Raw genomic sequence first — 15967 nt, forward strand, 5'->3', positions numbered from 1 at the left:
TTCCCCCCACACCGCCCGGCCCCACATTGGGGGGGGGCTCACTTCCACCCCCCCGCGGGGGGGGCGCCCCCCCGGGGGGGCCCCCCCCGACGGCGATTTCTGGCGCGGGCGTGTCAGTGCTTGCCCATGTCCTTGGTCTTCTCCTTGGCCTGGCGTGCGTCGCCCTTCATCTGCTGGGCGCGTCCCTTGGCGGCAAGGCTTTCGTTGCCCGTGGCGCGTCCGGCGGCTGCCGCGGCGGCACCGGTTGCCTGTTCGAACTTTGCCTTGGCCTTCTCGTTGGTGGCCATGCTCCGCTCACGCTCCTTGGCATCGACATCATGTGCTGTCACTTCGCCTGGCCGCTCAGCCTCCCGGCAAACATCATCACCGCGATCGGATCTCGCGGCCGTCCGGTGTCGCGGCTGTGCGCATGACCGGGGCGGAAGGGGGTACTCCGCACTGCGGACGCGTGCCCTCCATTTTGTGTGGAAAACGCAACTTTTATGTGTTTGTGGAGAAGATCTGGGAGCACCAGAGTGGCTGGAGGTTGATAACAATGGTTCCCCTGATTCTGGTGCTTCTTCTGGCTCTGCTTCTCTTCGGTGCGGGTTTCGCGCTGAAGGCGCTGTGGTGGATCGCGGTCATCGTGCTCGTGATCTGGCTGCTCGGCTTCGTGCTCAAGCCCGCCGCACGCGGCGGCCGCAGGGGCCGCTGGTACCGATGGTGACGCGAGCCTGATAACAGCACATGCCTGATGCCGACACATGCCTGACTGCGGCACAGAGCGGCACGACGCCACGGGCGGTGGCGTAGGTGCCTGAGGGTGGGCCCGACCTGGGACGGCCGGGCCCACCCTCTTGCGCGTCGCGGCGCCCATCCCGCGGGACGCGCTCTTGACCCTCACGTGGCGTCGCGCCGCATGGCCGGTGCCGTGGAACAACATCTGACAGGTCGGATAACCCGTCCTCACTGTCGGCTGTGCGACGTCACGCCCGAGCGCCCCCGAGATTCTCGGAATGATCCACCAGCGCGTTCAGCACGCGCGCGAGCCTCTGCGCGTGCGCAATGCCGGCGGGCAGTCCGGGACGGGGTTCTGTACCCAACTTCATCCGGGCTTCGCCGATGCACGCGAGAGCGCACGCACGAGGGATGTCGTCCTCGGAAAGCTTCCAGGCCGCTGACTCCACCTCCGGGATGGTCAGCATGATGTGCCCCCGGAGCGTCAGGGTCAGGGTGTCGAGTTCCTCGGGGGTCGGCACGTCGGCGTCTTCCCCGACCAGTCGGCGCGCAGTCGCGCGCATGGTCGCGACGTCGAGTGGGATCGGTCCCGAGCCCGGATGCCCCGTAGAACGGGAGGTAGCGGTACGGTGCGCCATGGTCGACTCCTGGCTAGTCGGCTAGCCGCCGGATCACGCTGCATGTGGTCCGGCGGCGCTGCGTTGGAGGCCAGGCACAGGCAGGCTACGGGGTCCGGGTAGCCTCGCGCCCGTGCGAAGGCCGCCTGCTGAGGGTCGACCCCCTGAAGGGACGTATCTCGCCCCCGAACAGCGACAGTTGAGCAGTACGGGCGCTAGCCTGAAGAAGGCCCAAATGTCGGGGGGAGAAGCCTTGAACGCAATGCTTCGTCAGGCTATGGATGCGGCTCATCAGTCGCCACGACGCTTGGCTGCACGCATCGGGGTTACGAGCAAGACGGTTGAGCGATGGTTGGCAGATGAAGATCTAGTGCCACATGCTCGGAACAGGGAAGACGCTGCCCGCGCGTTGGGAGTGGATGAAGACATGCTCTGGCCAAAAGCCATCAAGGAGAGGCTGAAAACAGGAGGCGACCTGGAGATCGTTGAGTCGTTCCCCTACCGCTCAGCGGCTCCATCTGCCCTCTGGGCTTCCTTGATCGAAGAGTCCCAGAACGATCTTTTCTTCAGCGGCTACACCAACTACTTTTTCTGGACCCATGTTCCCGCGTTCTCCCAAGTGCTCCGGCGCAAGACCAAGCAGGGTGTTCGGGTGCGCTTCCTCCTGGGGGACCCGGACGGTGAGGTCACCCGCCAGCGAGAGACCATCGAGGACGTTGCTCTGACGGTCTCTACGCGTATTCACATGACCCTTGAGGAGCTGAAGCGCGTCGGGGGCCTGGAGGGCCTGGAGGGCCTGGAAGTCCACTTCAGTGCGCCAGAGGACGCCGTGAACCATGTGAGCCTGAGCGTCTTCCGGTTCGACGAACAGGAGTTGGTCACCCCGCACCTGGCGAGGCTCGTGGGTCACGACTCCCCCCTCATGCACCTCCGGAGGGTCAAGGAAGGCGGCATGTTCGATCGCTTTGCTGAGCACGCCGAAGAGCTGTGGTCCAGGTCCAGGCCGGTGCCTGAGTCACTCAACTGAGTTCGGACGACGAAAGAGGCCTGCCGCCCTCCGGTAGGCCTCTACCTGGCGCTCGCAGATGGGCCCGTTCCGTCCCTAAGACTCCTCCCGCCACGACCTCGAGCACCTGCGGTTCAGGGTCCTGCCTCGTGGCCTGAACCGTCGCCCGGCGGTCCGGTTCTCTGCCCGTCGGGTCGTCAGGCGCGGCAGCGCAGCATTTCCAGCGGAGGGTTGGCGTGGAAGTCCGCCCAGTGGGCCGCGCCGAACGCACGCACGCCGGCTTCAGTGACGGTTAGCGACACCCAAGCCAGGTCGTTGAAGCCGGCCGCTTGCAGGCACTTCTCGTAGACCTCGCGGCGCGGCAGGTTGGCGACGAACGAGACCGGTTCCGGGTCGAGCAGCGCTGTGGTCCGCACCTGGCGCCCGGTCTCCACGACCTCGCCGGTGAGTTCGGTGCGGAAGCCGTACTTGTCGGGGCCCGGCCCGTCGAAGCGGAAGTCGGGCGACTGGTTGAGCAGGAACAGCTCGCCGCCCGGCTTCATGCTCCGGTGGATGTTGCGGCACATGCGTTCCGTCGTGGCGATGTCCGAGGCGTAGTTGAGCAACTGGACGGCCAGCGCGATGTCGAAGCGGCGGCCGGCCGGCCGCAGTTCGGCCACGTCGCCGACCTCGTAGCGCACGCCCAGCGGGTCGCGCTCCTCCAACTGCTGTGCCACCGAGACCATTTCCCCGGAGATGTCGATGCCGAGGACATCGGTGGCACCGCGCCGCTTGAGCTCGCGGCTGTAGAAGCCGGTGCCGGAGGCCAGGTCGAGGACCGCCTTGCCCCGCACGTCGCCGACCATCGCCAGGAAGCCGGGCACCACGGCGTACTGCTCGAGCGGCAGGGCCTTGAAGCCCTCGTACGCCTCACCGATCTTGTCGTACTGCTGCTGCTGCGCGCTCATGGTGCGGTCCTCCGTAGGTATGCCCGTAGACGCGGATTCCCGTCACGGGGACAAGCCGCGACTCCCTCTTGTCCGGCAGTCTCTACGGGGCCCGGCGCACCCCCGTATTGGCAAAAGCCACGAAGATCCGGGCCTCGTCCCGGCTCCGGGCACAAGTGCGCCGCTGGCTACGCTTCCGGCGTGAACGACACCACACATGGCATACGGATCAGACCGGGCGGCCTGGCCGACTCCCCGGCGGTACTGCACATGCTCGACTCCGCGGTGGGATGGATGAACGAGCGCGGCAACACCGAGCAGTGGGGCACGACGCCGTACTCGCAGAAGCCCGGCGGGGTGGCGCGGGTCGAGCGGTACCTGACCGAGAACGTCCCCTACATCGCGGAGCTGGACGGCACGCCCGTCGGAGCCCTGGTGCTGGACTCCGGGCCGAGCGCTCAGATGCCGATCGCACCGGCTGAGGAACCCGAGCGGTACGTCCGGCTGCTGGTCTCCGACCGGCGACATGCCGGTCTTGGTGTCGGGGCTGTGCTGTTGGCCCATGCCGCTGAGGAGACTCGGCGGGCGGGAGTGGAGTTGCTGCGGGTCGACTGCTGGGCGGGTGGCCGTGGCGAGTTGGTTGCCTTTTATGAACGCAACGGCTTCATCCCCACGGAGCGCTTCGTGTCCGGGGGGTCGGGGCCCTGGCCGGGGCAGGTGCTGGCGCGACGGGTCGCCTGACGGCATGGCGAAGGGGGCCGCCCCCCAAAGCGGCCCCCCTCGGCTCGTTCGAAAGCGGCGTACGGCAGGGACGCTCAGGATTGCGGGGCTGGCTTGGGCTCGCCGGGGTTGACCACCGCGATGCCTTCCCCCTCCAGCTTCAACTGCACGGCCTCGCCCGAGCCGCCCTTGATCATCGAGCCGACGCTCTGGGAACGGTGCAGCGACGCGCGCAGCGGGGGGCTCCAGGCGACGACGGCGTCGGTGTCCACGTAGACGGGCGCTTCCGGGGTGACAGGCAGTACCAGCGGGATGCCCGCACTGGTCAGTGCCAGGCGCCCGGTGCCGGTGAACGTGCAGTTGAACAGGCCGCCGCCTGCCATCCCCGCGCCCTTGACGGTGGTGATGTCATAGTTCAGCGAGGCATCGAAGCACAAGATGTTCTTGCCGTTGACCGTGAGGCCGCGGTTCTCGTCCACGTCGACGAGGAAGCAGTGCGCCGCGTCGGAGGCGAACCACGCCTCGCCCTCGCCGCTGACCGTCATCAGGGCCAGGCCCTCACCGGTCACCGCGCGCTTGAGCAAGTTGCCCACGCCCTGGCCTTGCCGCTCGAACTCCAGCGAGCCCCGCCAGGCGACCATCGTCCCCTGCCGAGCCCGTGCCTCGCCTTTGACGGTGTAGCGAACCGTCATGGGGTTGTCCTGCGTGAGCCCGGGGGCCGACGCGGGTTGGATGAGATTCTCGGGATCGAAGAGATTTCGCTGCATGCATCCTCCCGTACCCCGCCAAGTCGCCCTCAGGCGCGCGGAGTTGGGCGATAGGCCATTCCACGCAGCTCCGTGCCCGACCCGCCGTGGATCGCGGGGAGGCTACGCGCCGAGTCCCGCCTTCTTCGCGTCCTCGATACGCGTCCTGCGGCCCCAGGAAGTGAACGGGGGCCGCGCGTACAGCAGTTCGTCCCCGTCGGGACGGACGAGGACGCCGCGGCCCCCGGGACCCGGGCACCACCACACCGAGTTGTCCTGCTCCGCGACGACGTGCCTGGCTCGCTGCCGGGTCGCGAGGACGAGGAGCGGGCACAACTCGCCGGACGGGTCACGCAGGACGATTCCGGCGCCCTTCCAGCGGCTGGGCGGGAACTGATGGGCGCGCCGGGAGAGCCACGGGCCTGCCTTCAGGATCTGCCGCATGCGGGCATTGGCGTACAGGCCACTCGCCCCCAGGCAGACGCACACGACACCGCCGGCGGCCAGTCGGCTGCCCACGCCTTCGATCCAGTCGATGCCTCGGGTAGCGCCCATCCAGGTCGCGACCACGCACACGGCGGTTGCGACGACGCCTGTCACCAGCCACCGTAGGCTGTGGCCCCGGTGGCGCGCCAACGCACGGTCGGTGCGTGGAGTGTGGAGTGCGGGTGGGTCCGTCTCCGGCTTCACGCGCGTTGTCTCTCGGCCCTCTGTGCGCTCGCTCATGGTTCTCCCACCATGTGTCACTGCGGAGGCGTCCAAGTGACTCCCGGTTACCCGGTCTCGCGTGCTCCAATCGGGGTTGTGTGGTCGCGCGGTCTGCGGGTACTTGCTCGGGCCAGGACCCGAAGGGCCAAGGAGGAGACACAGTGAGCGATCGGATTCCGGCTTCCCCCGGCGAAGACGGCAGCACGCCCATCCCCCGGGACACCCCCGACCAGCAGGCGACGGGTGAGCCGGACGCCTGGGACCTTGACGTGGGCAAGGCCGCCAAGGAGGCCGAAGGCGGCGACAGTGACACAACGGCCGACGTCCCCGACACCAACGAGGGGGGCACCGCCAGGCGCGGCGAGTCCCGGGCCCTGGAGAGCCACGCGGAAGAGCCGGTGCCGGACGAGCCCACGGGGTGACGTCAGACTCCCTGAAGGGGAGGCTGCCAGACGGGGATGCTGCCTGACGGGGAGGGCTGACTGAAGGCGGAGGCTGCCCGCAGGGATGGAGCTGAGGCCCGGTCTCGACCCCGGCCTCAGCCTTCCCCGCCCCCGCAGCTGGCGAGCCGGTCCAGCGCCACCCGGCTCCCCTCGTCCGCGGCGCGGTAGATCACCAACTGCTGGTCCGGGTCCTGGAGCGGCAGCAGCGTCTCGAAGAGCACAGCGATCTCACCGACGACGGGATGCCGCATCACCTTGCGTCCGCGGCCGTTCACCTTGACGTCTCTCCGGCCCCACAACCGCGCGAACTCCTCGTCGCGAGCCATGCACTCGGCGATGAGGTCGGCCAGCACCTGATCCTGCGGATGTGCGGCCCACGCGGTGCGCAGATGGGCGATCCCTTCCCGTACGACGCGTTCGCGGTCGACGTAGAACTCCCTCATCTCCGGACGCAGTAGGCACAGCCACATCACATTGCGCCGCTCAGGCGGCAGAGTGTCGAAATCCAGCAGCAGCCGGGCCATTTGGGCGTTCCAGGCCAGGATGTCGTAGCGGTGGTTCATCACCATGGCCGGGAGCGGCGCCAGGTCGGCGACCAGTTGGGCCAGCGGCGGCGCAGCGGCGGTGGCGGGCTTGACGGTGTCACTGCGGCGCTGTCGGGTCAGGTCGAAGAGGTAGCCGCGTTCGTCGGGGCCCAGACGAAGCGCCCGGGACAGCGCCTCCACCACGTCCAGCGAGGGCCGCAGCCCGCGGCCCTGCTCCAGCCGCACGACGTAGTCGACGCTCACCCCGGCCATTTCGGCGACCTCCTCGCGGCGCAGTCCCGGTGTCCGGCGCGCCCGCCGACGCGAGGGCAGGCCGAAATCCTCGGGGTCAAGCCGTTCGCGTCGGGTCCGGAGGAACGCGGCCAGCTCCTGTGTCGCGTCCATGTCGCGGGTCGTCATGTTCGATCCAACAGCCAGGGTAGGACCGCTGTTCCCAGGACATCACGTCCCTTACCCCTGCCGCGCGGCGGTCGCAGGCTTGTCCTCCGTAACGGATCACCAGCACAGGAGGACATCATGTCGCTCACCCTCGACACCTACCGGCTCCTCGGCCGCTCAGGGCTGCGGGTCTCGCCGCTGGCGCTCGGCGCGGCGACCTTCGGCACCGAGTGGGGCTGGGGCGCCGAGCCGGACGAGGCGCGCAAACTGTTCGACCTGTACGTCGAGCGAGGCGGCAACTTCATCGACACCGCCGACACCTACACCAACGGCAGCTCCGAACGCCTCCTCGGCGAATTCACGCGCGACCACCGCGAAAGCCTGGTGCTTGCGACGAAGTACTCGACGCTGCGCCGTCCCGGTGACCCCAATTCCGGGGGAAGCCACCGCAAGAATCTGTTCGCCTCGGTGGAATCGAGTCTGCGACGGCTGAACACCCACTACATCGACGTGCTCTATCTGCACCTGTGGGATGTCACGACGCAGGTCGAGGAGGTTCTACGCGGCATGGACGATCTGGTCCGGCAGGGCAAGGTTCTCTACGTGGCCGTGTCCAACATCCCGGCCTGGCAGGTGTCGCGCATGCAGGCGGTCGCCGATCTGCGGGGCTGGTCGCCACTGGTCGCGTTGCAGATCGAGTACAACCTGATCGAGCGCACCGGGGAACGCGACCTGATCCCCATGGCACGCGAGATGGGGTTGGGAGTGATCCCGTGGTCACCGCTGGCCGGGGGAGTGCTCACCGGCAAGTACGGCCGTGAAGACCTGACCGCGACCGACGTCGCGTCCGACGACGGCACCCGCAAGAGCCTCACCGTCGCGGGTGGCGCGCTCACCGAACGGAACCACGCCATCGTGGACGTCGTGAAGGAGATCGCCACGGACATCGGCCGCACACCCGCCCAGGTGGGCCTCGCCTGGACCCTGCGGAACCCGGGCGTGACAGCGCCGATCATCGGCGCCCGCACCCTGACGCAACTGGAGGACAACCTGGGCGCCCTGGAAGTCGACTTCACCGACGCCCAACTGGAACGCCTCGACGAGGTCAGCGCGATCGCACTCGGCTTCCCGCACGACCTGCTCGCCGGCGAGAGGGTCCGCACGCTGATCCGCGGCGACCGGAAGCTGGAAAGCCGCCACTGACACGCGCACGACCGAGGGAGGGCGGGTCCGTGTGGCACGCGTCAGGAATGGCTGTCTGCCTCCAGTCGGCGCAGGCAGTCCTCCCAGCGCTCACGTCGTTCGGCGGGAGTCTGCTCCCACCAAGGCGTGCCGCGTTCTCCCAGCCCTGTCTTGGCGAGCTGCACGCGGGCTCGGGCCGCTTTTCGTGCGTCCTCGTCCTCACCTGCGGCGCCGACAGCCCTGCGGGCCGCCATGAGGTGGTGCGTCAGACGCGTTTCGATGTCGTCGGGCAGATGAGGATCAGTGGCCCGCCAGCGTCGTCCCTTGATGACGATGAAATGGCCGTCCTCGGTGTACTGCTTCTTGTCCGTCGCCACGTGGCCATCATGACCCGGAGTCGGTGCCACGTGGGCCCCGCCAAGCGGCCGTCCCGTCACTCCTTCAGGTTGCCGACCGGAATCGCGTGAGCGAGCTTGGTGAAAGCAGAGAGGGCTCTGCTTGAAGAAAGCAGAGAGGGCTCTCGAGGGTGTGCCCGATCCCAGCCGTTCGATTCTCAGGAGGAACGATGACCAACCCCGAGCAGGATCCGAACCAGAACGAGGGTCCCGCCGACGGCGGTGCGGCGGGCACGCCGGGTGTCCACGACGGTGGCGCCGACGGCGGGGCCGAGGGCCCCGCGGACGGCGGCGCCGCCGGCACGCCGGGTGTCCACGACGGTGGCGCCGACGGTGGAGCCGAGGGTCCCGCGGACGGCGGTGCGGCGGGCACGCCGGGCGTTCACGACGGTGGCGCCGACGGCGGGGCCGAGGGTCCCGCGGACGGTGGCGCCTCAGGTACGCCGGGCGTCCATGACGGAGGTGCCGACGGCGGAGCCGGCGGCTCTTGAGCATCCCCGCGACCGAGCTCCAGGACGCCGACGCCACAGCAGGCGTCGGCGTCCTGAAGCCACTTGTGAAGCCACTCCTGGAGACACGGCTGACCGGCCTGAGTCAGGACGAGTTCGCCCGCGACATCTGGGCGCGCACCGCGCTGCTCACACGCCGTGCGAGCGACTTCTCCGACCTGTTCTCCGCCGAAGCCGTGGACGAACTGATCTCGCGTCGCGGGCTGCGTACGCCCTTTCTGCGCGTTGCCAAGGACGGCGCCACGCTCCCTGAGGCGTCCTTCACCTCGTCCGCCGGTGTGGGTGCCACCGTCGGGGACCAGCTGGACGACACCGCTCTGTGGCGCCTGTTCGCCGACGGCGGCACCCTGGTCCTGCAGGCTCTGCAGCGCACCTGGGGGCCGGTCGCGGACTTCAGCGCACGGCTGAGCACGGAGCTGGGCCATCCCGTACAGGCCAACGCCTACGTCACTCCGCCGCAGAACCGCGGGTTCGACGACCACTACGACGTACACGATGTGTTCGTCCTGCAGATCGAGGGCACCAAGCGCTGGCTGATCCGCGAGCCCGTCCACCCCGACCCGCTGCGCGACCAGCCCTGGACCGACCGCCGCCGCGCCGTCGCCGAGGCGGCGAAGAGCGAGCCCTGCATCGACACCGTTCTGGAGCCCGGCGACGTCCTCTACCTGCCGCGGGGCTGGCTGCATGCCGCCCAGGCGCAGGGCGAGGTCTCGATCCACCTGACGCTGGGAATCCACAGCTGGACGCGTCATGCCCTGGCCGAGCAGCTCGCCCAGGCCGCGCTGGCCATGCTGCGCGAGGACCCCCAGATGCGCGGCACCCTGCCCCTGGGCGTGAACGGGCCGGAGGGCGAGATCGACATCGTCCGCGAACGCCTGGTCGCCGCCATCACCCGAGCCGATCCCGCTCCGCAGTTCCACCGCACCCGTCGGAGCCATGGACGACCCGCGGCGCTGGGACCGCTGGCCCAGCTCAAGGCCGTCGACGGCCTTGGACCCCTCTCGCGGGTGAGGCTGCGCGGGGAGCTGGAAGCGCGGCTGGAGGGCGGGCGGCTGTCCACGCGGGTGGGCTGGCTGGAATTCGCGGAAACGGATCTGCCGTCGGTGGCCCGCATGCTCGACGGTGAGGTCCGCACCGCCGATGATCTCGGTGTCGAACTCGTTGAGAGACTGCTGCGCGCGGGCGTACTGGTACCCGCGGAACAGTGACGTGGCCCCGGTGACAGCGGCAGAACGCTTCTTCTGCGCTGAGGCCGCGCGAAAACGCGCCGACGCACTCGCTGGCACGGCGCCGTACGGCTCCGTCTGGGTCCTCATCGAATACCGGGGCGGCTGGCCCCCCAACGGCTTTGACGGCCTCGACCTCGACCCATCCACCAAGAAGCTCGTGTTCTCCGCCGCCCAGGCGGTACGGGCGCGTGTCCTGCTCATCAGGCGGCCCGGACGCCGCAACCACGACGGCCCAAAACGCTGGGCCGTGCTGCGTCACGAGAACTCCGGTGCCCACCGCCAGAGATGGGGCACATGGAGCCACGACCAGGACCTGGCGGACATCGCCGACGCCCTCAACACCCCTGGGGAACTCGGCTGCCCCCCTGTCGTCCTCGTCTGCGCCCACGGCCAGCACGACACCTGCTGCGCCGTGCGCGGCCGCCCGGTGGGAGGTGCTCTCGCCGAGCGGTGGCCGCAGCTGGTGTGGGAGTGCACCCACGTCGGCGGCGACAGATTCGCGGCCAACGTCGTGGTCGCTCCCGACGGCGTCTACTACGGCAATCTCGACGCCGCCTCATCGGTGGCGGTGACCGAGCAACACCTGGCCGACCGGATCGACGCGAAGCATCTGCGCGGCTACACGGACCTCTTCCCGCCGCAGCAGGCTGCTCTCTCCGCCGTGCTCGAACGCTTCGGCCCGGCCGGCCGGCACGACTACGAGGTCGTCGACACGGCCCGCGAGGACAACCACTGGCGCATCCGCTTCACCGGCCGCCCACCCCATCCGACGACCATCGACGTCGAGGTCCACTCCCACCGCACACCCCCGACCCAACTCACCTGCCGCGGCCTGTCCATGAGCTCCGCCGCCGTCTATGAGGTCACTTCAATCGACGTGGGCTGAGCTGACTCCCGCCGAGGTGCCCTACTGGGCCGGTGGTGTGGCGTGATGGGGCGCCGGGGTAGGGAGGTGACGAAATAGAGGTACGGCGGTGGGGGGTTCCTGGTGGATATCGCGGCCTTGGTGGTGTCGCTGCTGGCCTTTGGGGTGTCGGGCCTGGTGTCCCTCCGACAACTGCGGCTTTCGCAGCACGCCAACGCACTGCCTGTGATCGTGGACTTGTTCCGAGAACATCGCAGCCTGCGGCTGGCTCGAGCGCGGAGCTTCGTACATGAGGACCTGCCCGCCTACGACCTCTCCCTTGGCTTGGCCGGGCTTCCGCAGGAAGGCCGTGACCTGGTGCGCGAGCTGGGCTGGTACTACGACAACCTCGGCGCCCTGGTCACCCACGGGGTGGTGGCCATAGAGCCGGTCTCCGGCTACCTGGGAGGGTCGGTGCTCTCGGTGTGGGAGCACATGGAGCCACTGGTGAGGGCGGAACGGGCTCGGCGTGCACGAAGCGCCCTGCCAGATCCCGATCGGTGGCAGGCGTACTTCGAGAATCTCTATCACCTGGTCCGCGAGATGCCCGCGGAACGAGCACGGTCACAGGCCCCGTTGTGGTGCCCGCCCAGCTGACCGGGGACGAGCAAGCGAGCGTGCCACCGAAAAGGAGGGTCGGTGGCACGCTCGCTCGGGCCGTTTCGAGCCGGTGGGCTCTTACGGTGTCACGCGGCTGGTCAGCGGTTGACGCAGGTGTTGCCGAACGCCGGGTTGAGCAGGCCGATGACGTCGACGGTGTTGCCGCACACGTTGACCGGGATGTGGACCGGGACCTGAGCCTGGTTGCCCGAGAGCACGCCCGGCGAGCCCACGGCAGCACCCTGGGCACCGGCGTCAGCGGATGCCAGACCAGCAGCGCCCATCACGAGGCCACCGGTGGCCAGCACCACGCTCATCGTCTTCTTCATGGCAGACATACTTCTTTCTCCTTGGGTTCGATCAGACACAAGGCGCCAAGCCAGCCTCAACAGACATCGCGCGGCCGGAGCACCCCGCTTCTTTGGCGCCTGCGCTGGTCAACGCCCTGACCGGACCGCGGACACGCCCATTCCCCCAAATGCCGAACCCGAGGCTGAATCGTTCGTCAGTTCCCGTCGTCGGGGCGCAGGATGACCGGCAGTTCCCGGTGGCCGTTGGAGATGAACGACTCTCCGGGGCGCAGCGTGGACGCGGGGGCGGCCAGGGCGAGATCCGGGTAGCGCGTGAACAGGGCCCGCAGCGCGGTCTCGGCCTCCATCCGCGCCAGGGCGGCCCCGAGGCACACGTGGACGCCGTGGCCGAAGGCGAGGTGGTTCTTGCTGACCCGGGTCAGATCGAAGGTGTCGGCGCTGGGGCCGTGCAGGTCGGGGTGACGGCCCGCCGCCGCGTAGGAGGCGAGGATGGCGTCGCCCTGACGGATCGTGAGTCCCTGCGTCAGCGCAATGTCCTCGACCGCGAACCGCATGGGCAGGTGTGCGACGGGCGCCTCATAGCGCAGCGTCTCCTCGACGACGTCCGTCCACGTGCTCGTGCCCTCGCGGATCAGGGCGAGCTGTTCGGGGTGGCTGAGCAGTGCCGTGATGGCCTGGTCAAGGAGGTTGACGGTGGTCTCGTAGCCCGCGCTGATCACGAGGAGGAGAGTGTCGAGGAGTTCCTGTTCGGTCAGTGCCGAACCGTCGCCGTCCTCGCTGTCGTCCCGGGTGGCGATGAGTACGGAGGTCATGTCCTCGCCGGGCTCGGCGCGCTTGGCCGCGACCAGGTCGGCCAGGATCGCGTACAGCTCCTTGGTGTTGGCGGCGGCCTGATCAGGGCTGAGCGTGGTGTCGAAGACCCCGTCGACGGTACGGCGGAAGTCCGGCTGGGAGTGGTCGGGGAGCCCCATGAGCTCGCTGATGACCCGGATGGGAAGCGGATAGGCGAAGCGGTCGCGCAGGTCGACGGGTTCTCCGGCGGGGATGGTGGCGAACTCGTCGAGCAGTGCGTGGGATATCGCCTCGATGCGCGGCTGCAGGGCGGCGATGCGGCGCGCGGTGAAGGCCGGGCTGACCAGCCGCCGCAGGCGTCGGTGGTCGCCTCCGAAGGCGGTGAACATGTTGTCGACGGCCACCCACAGCGCGAGCGGCCAGGTGCCGAGGATCTTGTCGGGGAACAGTGGCCAGTGCTGCCGGGGGTCCTTGGAGACCCGCGGATCGGTGAGCAGCTGTTTGAGCAGGGCCGGGTCGGTCACGGCCCAAGCCTCGACCCCCAGGACGTCGACGCGGGTGGCCGGGCCGCGTGAGCGTAACTCGGCGTCCTCCGCGTGCCGGTCGCTGCCGGTGGCGTCCAGGACGAGGATCTGGTGCGGGTCCATGCGGGAGCTCCTCAAGGTGTGGGGGACAGGGTGATGCGCGGCGGTCGGCGGCAGGGGATGGCTAGCTCCATCTCGGCTGGTACGTGGTGGAGTTGCTCGATGGTGGCGGCCTGACGGATCAGCTGCCGGTCGGTGGTCTGGGCCGGGCAGGAGACACAGTAGTTGTCCATCTGCGGGCGGGTGAAGGCCACTTCGGGGCGGGTGGCCTCGGGCGGTCGCGAGTGGCTCCGGAGGGCGCGGGTGGCTCGGGTGGTGGGGATGCCGCGGCGGTCCGGACCACCCCTGGCCGACGACTCGGGCGTAGCGGCCGAATGGCGGCGTCCTGCAGGTCGGTCGTGCAAGAGATCGAATCGCTGCGGCGCGTTGACCGGCGAGGGCACACGGTGCCGGTGGATCATCGGAATGTACGGCGCATGCTCGAGCCCCCTGGTCACCTGGGAGGCGCTGGTGGAGGAGCGCCACGAGAGGGAACAGGAAGAGAGCTGCGAGCGCGCCGAGCGCGACCGTCGCCGCGCGGAGGAAAGAGACTGCAATGACCGACGCCATCGTCCTGCTCGGAGTGGTCATCGGATTGTCTGTGCAGATCCAAGCGGTGTGGGACCTGAGCCGTGCCCCTCGCGAGGGGGAGGACGCGGATGCCGTGCAGGCTCAGGCGATCCTCCTGGCCATGGCGGGAGCGCTGTGCGCGGTCGTGGCGCTGGGTGTGGCGCTTTTCGTCCCGGCTTACTGAGCGCTCGGCTTCTGCCGGTGTGCTGGTGCTGTCGTGTCACGGAACGCACCCCCTGTCACCCCCTATTACCCACGGGTAACTTGACGTAAGGTGCTGCGGGCGCGGGCAGCAGGCCCGCGGGCTGTACAAAAGGCAGCCACCGCACGGCAGACGGGCTGCGCACTACGCAGCCCGGGGAACAGAAGGGACCCGTCCTCATTACCGCATCACGTCGGCTTCGCGCCGCAGCGCTCCCACTGGCCCTGGTCGTCTCCGCAGTCGCCTTGGGCACCGGAGCCGCAATGGCCGCACCGCAGGACGAGACCTCCAAGGCCGCACCGAAGACGGCCGAGCAACGCCCCACCTGGGCCATCGCCCACCGGGTGCTGACCACGGGCGGGGTGACCACGGCGCTCTCCAACGGGGCCAACGCACTGGAGATCGACGCCACGGCCTGGCGCAAGGGCTGGTGGGCTGACCACGACGGCACCCTCACCAGCGCCGGCGACACCATGTCGGACATGTTCGACCAGGTGGCGAAGGAGCACGAGGGCGGGCGTCGGGTCTCCTTCGTCTGGCTCGACATGAAGAACCCCGACTGGTGCGACAGCAGTGACCCCGAGTGGCGCCACTGTTCGGTGGCCGCGCTGCGGGACATGGCGCGCGAGAAGTTGGAGAGCAAGGGGATCCGGGTCCTCTACGGCTTCTACGGCACGGAGGGCGGCAGCGGTTGGAAGAGCCTCCTCGGTGACCTGAGGCCCAAGGAGGCGGTCAGCTACAGCGGCGACTACGCGTCGGTCCGCGACGGCTTCGCCGAGCACGGGCCCGATGTCCCCGGCAAGCAGCGCGTGATGGACAACGGCCTGTTCAACATGGCCCTGAAGTTCGGCGGCATCCGCAAGGAACTCGAGGCCGGCAGGCCGGCAAGGGATGCCGGAGACCTCGCGCAGACCGTGGGCTGGACGGTGGCGAAGGGCGACAAGGAGCGCGCCGCCACGCTGCTCGACTCCGCCGACGGCGCCGCCGCCGTGGACAGCCTGATCTACGGCAACCGGATGTCGTGCTACCCCGACGGTGTCAACGGCCCGAAGGGCTGCGGCACCGACGACAGCGCGGTGCGGGAGTCGCTCTCGTACATCACGGACTACGTCAAGGACCACCCCGACACCCGCCGCATGGCCACCCGGAAGGACATCCCCTTCGGCAGCTGACGGCGACGGGCCAAGGGGTTGCTCGGGCCGAGCAACCCCTTGGACGGCTATCGGCGGAGAGATCATCATGTGGGGATGCCTGAGAACAACGCATCCTCGACAGCGCCGACCACAGTGCGGCTCGCGCGGTACACCAAGACGGAACAGAGCGAGATCCTCGGCGACGGGGACGACCCCTTCGGCGTGGCCGAGACCGGCCTGACCTGGCTGCCCAAGGAAGAACACTTCGGGGTCAGACTCGGCGAACGGCTGGTGGCCCACACGGGCTTGTTGCGGCTGCCGATTGCGGTCGGCGACGTCCGGACGGACGTGGTGGGTGTGGGCGGCGTGGCCGTCGCGCCGGACATGCAGGGCCGGGGGCTGGCCAGACTCGTCGTCACCGCGGCGCTCGACCATGCGCGCACCATGGGCCCGCAGCACGCGCTCCTCTTCTGCCGGCCTCCCCTCGTACCGCTGTACCAGCGTCTGGGGTGGCGTCCCATCGACGAGGACGTCCTCGTCGAGCAGCCCGAAGGCCGCCTGGTGACCATGCCGTTGCGGACGATGGTGATACCGCTGCGCGAGGGCGCGTGCTGGCCGTCGGAGTCGGTGCGTCTGTTCTCGCTGCCTATGTGAACAGTCTTGCCCGCGCTTGGAGACACCCCTAAATTTAAAGACATCTCTAAGTTCGAT

The 15967-nt window shown here is 68.9% G+C and carries 22 protein-coding genes; 12 read left to right on the top strand and 10 right to left on the bottom strand.

The window, feature by feature from the left end; all coding sequences use genetic code 11:
- Positions 1 to 113: 113 nt before the first annotated feature.
- Positions 114 to 287, bottom strand: coding sequence for a CsbD family protein (locus AB0M70_RS39230; protein WP_363212974.1), 174 nt, complete (start codon positions 285 to 287; stop codon positions 114 to 116).
- A gap of 248 nt (positions 288 to 535) precedes the next feature.
- Between AB0M70_RS39230 and AB0M70_RS39235 the strand changes: the two genes are divergently transcribed.
- Positions 536 to 706, top strand: a complete 171-nt coding sequence (locus tag AB0M70_RS39235; protein ID WP_365828114.1) for a hydrophobic protein — start codon at positions 536 to 538, stop codon at positions 704 to 706.
- A gap of 259 nt (positions 707 to 965) precedes the next feature.
- Here AB0M70_RS39235 and AB0M70_RS39240 read toward each other — a convergent pair whose 3' ends face one another.
- Positions 966 to 1355, bottom strand: a complete 390-nt coding sequence (locus AB0M70_RS39240) for a DUF6415 family natural product biosynthesis protein (protein ID WP_365828116.1) — start codon at positions 1353 to 1355, stop codon at positions 966 to 968.
- A gap of 286 nt (positions 1356 to 1641) precedes the next feature.
- Here AB0M70_RS39240 and AB0M70_RS39245 point away from each other — a divergent pair, with 286 nt between their 5' ends.
- Entirely contained in the window at positions 1642 to 2361 is a 720-nt protein-coding gene (locus tag AB0M70_RS39245) for an XRE family transcriptional regulator (RefSeq protein ID WP_365828118.1), read from the top strand.
- Between the two features lie 176 nt (positions 2362 to 2537).
- Here the strand turns inward: AB0M70_RS39245 and AB0M70_RS39250 are convergent, their stop codons facing one another.
- The gene (locus AB0M70_RS39250; protein WP_365828120.1) at positions 2538 to 3287 is read right to left on the bottom strand and encodes a class I SAM-dependent methyltransferase; all 750 of its coding nucleotides are present in this window, start codon (positions 3285 to 3287) and stop codon (positions 2538 to 2540) included.
- A 180-nt stretch (positions 3288 to 3467) separates the two neighbouring features.
- Between AB0M70_RS39250 and AB0M70_RS39255 the strand changes: the two genes are divergently transcribed.
- Positions 3468 to 4007 (top strand): GNAT family N-acetyltransferase, encoded by a 540-nt coding sequence (locus AB0M70_RS39255; RefSeq protein WP_365828122.1) that lies wholly within the window; start codon positions 3468 to 3470, stop codon positions 4005 to 4007.
- Positions 4008 to 4081: 74 nt separating this feature from the next.
- Here the strand turns inward: AB0M70_RS39255 and AB0M70_RS39260 are convergent, their stop codons facing one another.
- Complete coding sequence (locus AB0M70_RS39260; protein ID WP_365828124.1) at positions 4082 to 4753, bottom strand: AIM24 family protein; 672 nt, start codon at positions 4751 to 4753, stop codon at positions 4082 to 4084.
- 102 nt (positions 4754 to 4855) lie between these two features.
- A complete protein-coding gene (locus AB0M70_RS39265; RefSeq protein WP_365828126.1) occupies positions 4856 to 5287 on the bottom strand; it encodes a hypothetical protein in 432 nt (143 codons plus the stop codon).
- Between the two features lie 314 nt (positions 5288 to 5601).
- On the opposite strand from AB0M70_RS39265, the gene AB0M70_RS39270 reads away from it, so the two are divergent.
- Positions 5602 to 5862, top strand: a complete 261-nt coding sequence (locus AB0M70_RS39270) for a hypothetical protein (protein WP_365828128.1) — start codon at positions 5602 to 5604, stop codon at positions 5860 to 5862.
- A gap of 116 nt (positions 5863 to 5978) precedes the next feature.
- Here AB0M70_RS39270 and AB0M70_RS39275 read toward each other — a convergent pair whose 3' ends face one another.
- Positions 5979 to 6827, bottom strand: a complete 849-nt coding sequence (locus AB0M70_RS39275) for a helix-turn-helix transcriptional regulator (protein WP_365828130.1) — start codon at positions 6825 to 6827, stop codon at positions 5979 to 5981.
- 117 nt (positions 6828 to 6944) lie between these two features.
- Between AB0M70_RS39275 and AB0M70_RS39280 the strand changes: the two genes are divergently transcribed.
- Positions 6945 to 8009, top strand: a complete 1065-nt coding sequence (locus AB0M70_RS39280) for an aldo/keto reductase (protein WP_365828132.1) — start codon at positions 6945 to 6947, stop codon at positions 8007 to 8009.
- Between the two features lie 41 nt (positions 8010 to 8050).
- Here the strand turns inward: AB0M70_RS39280 and AB0M70_RS39285 are convergent, their stop codons facing one another.
- Entirely contained in the window at positions 8051 to 8365 is a 315-nt protein-coding gene (locus AB0M70_RS39285; RefSeq protein WP_365828134.1) for a hypothetical protein, read from the bottom strand.
- Positions 8366 to 8553: 188 nt separating this feature from the next.
- On the opposite strand from AB0M70_RS39285, the gene AB0M70_RS39290 reads away from it, so the two are divergent.
- The 4 genes from AB0M70_RS39290 to AB0M70_RS39305 all read left to right on the top strand — a co-directional run bounded on the left by AB0M70_RS39290 (position 8554) and on the right by AB0M70_RS39305 (position 11622).
- A complete protein-coding gene (locus tag AB0M70_RS39290) occupies positions 8554 to 8874 on the top strand; it encodes a hypothetical protein (RefSeq protein WP_365828136.1) in 321 nt (106 codons plus the stop codon).
- Between the two features lie 53 nt (positions 8875 to 8927).
- Entirely contained in the window at positions 8928 to 10100 is a 1173-nt protein-coding gene (locus AB0M70_RS39295) for a cupin domain-containing protein (protein ID WP_365828302.1), read from the top strand.
- Positions 10101 to 10110: 10 nt separating this feature from the next.
- A complete protein-coding gene (locus AB0M70_RS39300) occupies positions 10111 to 11007 on the top strand; it encodes a sucrase ferredoxin (RefSeq protein WP_365828138.1) in 897 nt (298 codons plus the stop codon).
- A 102-nt stretch (positions 11008 to 11109) separates the two neighbouring features.
- On the top strand, positions 11110 to 11622 hold the full coding sequence (locus AB0M70_RS39305; RefSeq protein WP_365828140.1) for a hypothetical protein: 513 nt from the start codon (positions 11110 to 11112) through the stop codon (positions 11620 to 11622).
- Positions 11623 to 11723: 101 nt separating this feature from the next.
- On the opposite strand, the gene AB0M70_RS39310 is transcribed toward AB0M70_RS39305, so the two are convergent.
- The 3 genes from AB0M70_RS39310 to AB0M70_RS39320 form a co-directional block, all read right to left on the bottom strand.
- Positions 11724 to 11963, bottom strand: coding sequence for a chaplin (locus AB0M70_RS39310; protein WP_361834940.1), 240 nt, complete (start codon positions 11961 to 11963; stop codon positions 11724 to 11726).
- A gap of 167 nt (positions 11964 to 12130) precedes the next feature.
- A complete protein-coding gene (locus AB0M70_RS39315; RefSeq protein ID WP_365828142.1) occupies positions 12131 to 13375 on the bottom strand; it encodes a cytochrome P450 in 1245 nt (414 codons plus the stop codon).
- Between the two features lie 11 nt (positions 13376 to 13386).
- Positions 13387 to 13566, bottom strand: coding sequence for a hypothetical protein (locus AB0M70_RS39320; protein WP_365828144.1), 180 nt, complete (start codon positions 13564 to 13566; stop codon positions 13387 to 13389).
- Between the two features lie 341 nt (positions 13567 to 13907).
- On the opposite strand from AB0M70_RS39320, the gene AB0M70_RS39325 reads away from it, so the two are divergent.
- From AB0M70_RS39325 to AB0M70_RS39335, 3 genes are all read left to right on the top strand, one after another.
- Positions 13908 to 14105, top strand: a complete 198-nt coding sequence (locus AB0M70_RS39325) for a hypothetical protein (protein WP_363212987.1) — start codon at positions 13908 to 13910, stop codon at positions 14103 to 14105.
- 281 nt (positions 14106 to 14386) lie between these two features.
- A complete protein-coding gene (locus AB0M70_RS39330; RefSeq protein ID WP_365828147.1) occupies positions 14387 to 15295 on the top strand; it encodes a phospholipase in 909 nt (302 codons plus the stop codon).
- Between the two features lie 75 nt (positions 15296 to 15370).
- A complete protein-coding gene (locus tag AB0M70_RS39335) occupies positions 15371 to 15910 on the top strand; it encodes a GNAT family N-acetyltransferase (RefSeq protein WP_365828149.1) in 540 nt (179 codons plus the stop codon).
- Positions 15911 to 15967 lie beyond the last annotated feature (57 nt).

Source organism: Streptomyces sp. NPDC051214 (assembly GCF_040682375.1).
In the GTDB taxonomy this organism is placed as follows: domain Bacteria; phylum Actinomycetota; class Actinomycetes; order Streptomycetales; family Streptomycetaceae; genus Streptomyces.

Excerpts from the sequence above, each read along its gene's own strand:
- AB0M70_RS39230 (WP_363212974.1), bottom strand. The coding sequence starts at position 287 with ATGGCCACCAACGAGAAGGCCAAGGCAAAGTTCGAACAGGCAACCGGT.
- AB0M70_RS39235 (WP_365828114.1), top strand. The coding sequence starts at position 536 with ATGGTTCCCCTGATTCTGGTGCTTCTTCTGGCTCTGCTTCTCTTCGGT.
- AB0M70_RS39240 (WP_365828116.1), bottom strand. The coding sequence starts at position 1,355 with ATGGCGCACCGTACCGCTACCTCCCGTTCTACGGGGCATCCGGGCTCG.
- AB0M70_RS39250 (WP_365828120.1), bottom strand. The coding sequence starts at position 3,287 with ATGAGCGCGCAGCAGCAGCAGTACGACAAGATCGGTGAGGCGTACGAG.
- AB0M70_RS39260 (WP_365828124.1), bottom strand. The coding sequence starts at position 4,753 with ATGCAGCGAAATCTCTTCGATCCCGAGAATCTCATCCAACCCGCGTCG.
- AB0M70_RS39265 (WP_365828126.1), bottom strand. The coding sequence starts at position 5,287 with ATGGGCGCTACCCGAGGCATCGACTGGATCGAAGGCGTGGGCAGCCGA.
- AB0M70_RS39275 (WP_365828130.1), bottom strand. The coding sequence starts at position 6,827 with ATGACGACCCGCGACATGGACGCGACACAGGAGCTGGCCGCGTTCCTC.
- AB0M70_RS39280 (WP_365828132.1), top strand. The coding sequence starts at position 6,945 with ATGTCGCTCACCCTCGACACCTACCGGCTCCTCGGCCGCTCAGGGCTG.
- AB0M70_RS39290 (WP_365828136.1), top strand. The coding sequence starts at position 8,554 with ATGACCAACCCCGAGCAGGATCCGAACCAGAACGAGGGTCCCGCCGAC.
- AB0M70_RS39310 (WP_361834940.1), bottom strand. The coding sequence starts at position 11,963 with ATGTCTGCCATGAAGAAGACGATGAGCGTGGTGCTGGCCACCGGTGGC.
- AB0M70_RS39315 (WP_365828142.1), bottom strand. The coding sequence starts at position 13,375 with ATGGACCCGCACCAGATCCTCGTCCTGGACGCCACCGGCAGCGACCGG.
- AB0M70_RS39325 (WP_363212987.1), top strand. The coding sequence starts at position 13,908 with ATGACCGACGCCATCGTCCTGCTCGGAGTGGTCATCGGATTGTCTGTG.
- AB0M70_RS39330 (WP_365828147.1), top strand. The coding sequence starts at position 14,387 with ATGGCCGCACCGCAGGACGAGACCTCCAAGGCCGCACCGAAGACGGCC.
- AB0M70_RS39335 (WP_365828149.1), top strand. The coding sequence starts at position 15,371 with ATGCCTGAGAACAACGCATCCTCGACAGCGCCGACCACAGTGCGGCTC.